We start from the raw sequence: 3,142 nt of genomic DNA, 5'->3' as shown, positions 1-3,142 counted from the left end.
TCGTGCTGGTGGTGTTCGCGCTCGGATTCTTCACCTCTGCGCGCATTGCCGAGCAGGTGAAGGCTGGCATCAACGCGTTGCCGAAGGGGCAGCGCTATGCAGGCCTCGCGATGGGCCTCACGCTGCCGCAGACCTATCGATATGTGCTGCTGCCGATGGCGTTTCGCATCATCGTCCCACCACTGACCAGCGAGTCGATGAACATCATCAAGAACTCGTCGGTGGCGTTTGCCGTCAGCATCACCGAACTGACGATGTTTGCGATGCAGGCACAGGAAGAGACGTCGCGCGGGATTGAAATCTATCTCGCGGTGACGGGCCTGTACTTCGTGTCTGCCTTTTCCATCAACCGTCTGGCCTTGTTCCTGGAAAACAAGGTCCGGATCCCCGGCATGATGGGGAGCGGGAAATGAACCTGAATCTCGACTATTCATTCCTGTCCTGGCAAGTCGCCTCCGCTTTTTTCACCAAGGGGCTGATCTTTTCGGTCCAGCTGACGCTGGTCGCGATGGTCGGTGGCATCGTGCTGGGCACGCTCATCGCGCTGATGCGGCTGTCGGGCAAGCAGTGGTTGGTGATGCCGGCGGCGTTCTACGTGAACACGCTGCGTTCGGTCCCGCTGGTGATGGTGATCCTGTGGTTCTTCCTGCTGATCCCGCTGTTGATCGGGCGCGCACTTGGCACCGAGCTGTCGGCCATCATCACCTTCACGGTGTTCGAGGCCGCCTACTACTCGGAGATCATGCGGGCTGGCATCCAGAGCGTGGCGCGCGGCCAGGTGTACGCCGGCTACGCGGTCGGCATGACCTACCGCCAGACCATGCAGCTGATCGTGCTGCCGCAGGCCTTCCGCAACATGCTGCCGGTGCTGCTGACGCAGACCATCATCCTGTTCCAGGACACCTCGCTGGTCTACGCGATCGGTGCCTACGACCTGCTGAAGGGCTTCGAGGTCGCCGGCAAGAACTTCAACCGCCCGGTCGAGACCTACCTCGCCGTCGCCGTCGTCTACTTCATCATCTGCTTCAGCCTGTCGATGCTCGTGCGTCGCCTGCAGAAGAAGATCGCCATCATCCGCTGAACCCGCAGGGGGACTTCCCATGATCAAGATCAACAACGTTTCCAAGTGGTACGGCAGCTTCCAGGTGCTGACCGACTGCACGACCAGCATCGAGAAGGGCGAGGTCGTCGTGGTGTGCGGCCCGTCGGGCTCGGGCAAGTCGACGCTGATCAAGACGGTCAACGCGCTGGAGCCGATCCAGAAGGGCGACATCGTCGTCGACGGCATCTCGATCTCCGACCCGAAGACCAACCTGCCGAAGCTGCGCAGCCGTGTCGGCATGGTGTTCCAGCACTTCGAGCTGTTCCCGCACCTCACCGTCACCGAGAACCTGACGCTCGCGCAGATCAAGGTGCTGAACCGCAAGCCCGAAGACGCCAAGGTGCGCGGCATGAAGATGCTCGACCGCGTGGGCCTGAGCGCGCACAAGGACAAGTTCCCGGGCCAGCTGTCGGGCGGCCAGCAGCAGCGCGTGGCGATCGCCCGCGCGCTCAGCATGGACCCGATCGTGATGCTGTTCGACGAACCCACCTCGGCGCTCGACCCCGAGATGGTCGGCGAGGTGCTGGACGTGATGGTGCAGCTGGCCAACGAAGGCATGACGATGATGTGCGTCACGCACGAGATGGGCTTCGCGAAGAAGGTCAGCAACCGCGTGATCTTCATGGACGCCGGCAAGATCGTCGAGGACTGCACCAAGGACAGCTTCTTCGGCAAGCCCGAGGAGCGCACCCCGCGCGCGAAGGATTTCCTCTCGAAGATCCTTCAGCACTGAGTCCGGGCTACAGGTCCTGGTGCAGGCAGAGGATGTTGCCTTCCGGGTCCTCGAACCAGGCCGCCTTCTCGGAGCCGAGCACGCAGACGTGGTCGGTGGTCTTCAGCCCGGGCAGGTCGTAGTCTGCGAACTGCACGCCGCGCCCCGACAGCTCGGCGACCGCCGTCCCGATCTCGTCGACGCGGAAGCTCAGCGCCGTGTGCTGCGCCTTCGTGCCTTCGGGTTTCGGGAACAGTGCGATCTCGGTGCCGCCGCAGCGGTAGACGAACTTGCCATCCGGCTTGCCGCCCAGCGCCTCCAGCCCCAGGACGGTCTCGTAGAACCGGCGTGCCCTGGCCATGTCCTTGACCGGCAGGATGCAGGTGGCGTGCGTGCTCGGGAACGGGGTGTTCATCGCGATCTCCTCGAGCGCCCTTGCAGGGAAGGGCGGCACGACCTAGTCTAGGCGCCGGCGCAGCAGGGCAATGAGAAAATCGCCCGATGACCGAATCCCTGACCCTCACCCGCCCCGACGACTGGCACCTGCACCTGCGCGACGGCGCCGCGCTCGCCGCGGTGCTGCCCGACACCGCGCGCCAGTTCGCGCGCGCGATCGTGATGCCCAACCTGCGCCCGCCGGTCACCACCGCCGCCCAGGCCGTCGCCTACCGCGAACGCATCCTCGCGGCGCTGCCCGAAGGGGCGGCCTTCGAGCCGCTGATGACGCTGTACCTCACCGACGTCCTGCCGCCCGACGAGATCAAGCGGGCCAAGGAGGCCGGCGTCGTCGCGCTCAAGCTCTACCCGGCCGGTGCCACCACCAACAGCGACGCCGGCGTGACCGACCTGCGCAAGACGTACAGGACGCTCGAAGCGATGCAGCGCGAAGGCCTGCTGCTGCTGGTGCACGGCGAGGTCACCGACCCGGCGGTCGACGTGTTCGACCGCGAGGCGGTCTTCATCGACACCGTGATGCAGCCGCTGCGCCGCGACTTTCCCGAACTGAAGGTGGTGTTCGAGCACATCACCACGCGCGAGGCGGCGCAGTACGTGGCGCAGGCCGATGCGCACACCGCCGCCACCGTCACCGCGCACCACCTGCTGTACAACCGCAACGCGATCTTCCAGGGCGGGCTGCGGCCGCACTATTACTGCCTGCCGGTGCTCAAGCGCGAAGTCCACCGCCAGGCGCTGGTGCAGGCCGCCACCTCGGGCAGCACGAAGTTCTTCCTCGGCACCGACAGCGCGCCGCATGCGTCGCAGATGAAAGAGCAGTCGGTGTGCGGCGCCGGCTGCTACACCGCGCTGTCGGCGCTGGAGCTGTATGC

The 3,142-nt window shown here is 65.2% G+C and carries 5 protein-coding genes; 4 read left to right on the top strand and 1 reads right to left on the bottom strand.

Going from position 1 to position 3,142, the window contains the following annotated elements; all coding sequences use genetic code 11:
• The 3 genes from AC1D15_RS24065 to AC1D15_RS24055 all read left to right on the top strand — a co-directional run.
• Positions 1-413, top strand: a 413-nt coding sequence (locus AC1D15_RS24065) for an ABC transporter permease subunit (protein ID WP_477827954.1), incomplete at its 5' end; no start/stop codon positions are given.
• Complete coding sequence (locus AC1D15_RS24060; protein ID WP_477827953.1) at positions 410-1,081, top strand: amino acid ABC transporter permease; 672 nt, start codon at positions 410-412, stop codon at positions 1,079-1,081. The genes AC1D15_RS24065 and AC1D15_RS24060, both read left to right, overlap by 4 nt.
• Positions 1,082-1,100: 19 nt before the next feature.
• Positions 1,101-1,835: an amino acid ABC transporter ATP-binding protein gene (locus AC1D15_RS24055; protein ID WP_047500354.1), complete on the top strand. Its 735-nt coding sequence runs from the start codon at positions 1,101-1,103 to the stop codon at positions 1,833-1,835.
• Positions 1,836-1,842: 7 nt separating this feature from the next.
• Here AC1D15_RS24055 and AC1D15_RS24050 read toward each other — a convergent pair whose 3' ends face one another.
• Positions 1,843-2,229, bottom strand: coding sequence for a VOC family protein (locus AC1D15_RS24050; RefSeq protein WP_047500357.1), 387 nt, complete (start codon positions 2,227-2,229; stop codon positions 1,843-1,845).
• Positions 2,230-2,315: 86 nt separating this feature from the next.
• On the opposite strand from AC1D15_RS24050, the gene pyrC reads away from it, so the two are divergent.
• Positions 2,316-3,142, top strand: an 827-nt coding sequence (gene pyrC, locus AC1D15_RS24045; RefSeq protein WP_477827952.1) for a dihydroorotase, incomplete at its 3' end; no start/stop codon positions are given.

Source organism: Rhizobacter sp. P2_H2 (genome assembly GCF_056403375.1).
This window is presented reverse-complemented; position numbering and strand designations above follow the sequence as displayed.

Coding starts and splice junctions, on each gene's coding strand:
- AC1D15_RS24050 (WP_047500357.1), bottom strand. CDS start 2,229: ATGAACACCCCGTTCCCGAGCACGCACGCCACCTGCATCCTGCCGGTC.
- AC1D15_RS24060 (WP_477827953.1), top strand. CDS start 410: ATGAACCTGAATCTCGACTATTCATTCCTGTCCTGGCAAGTCGCCTCC.
- AC1D15_RS24055 (WP_047500354.1), top strand. CDS start 1,101: ATGATCAAGATCAACAACGTTTCCAAGTGGTACGGCAGCTTCCAGGTG.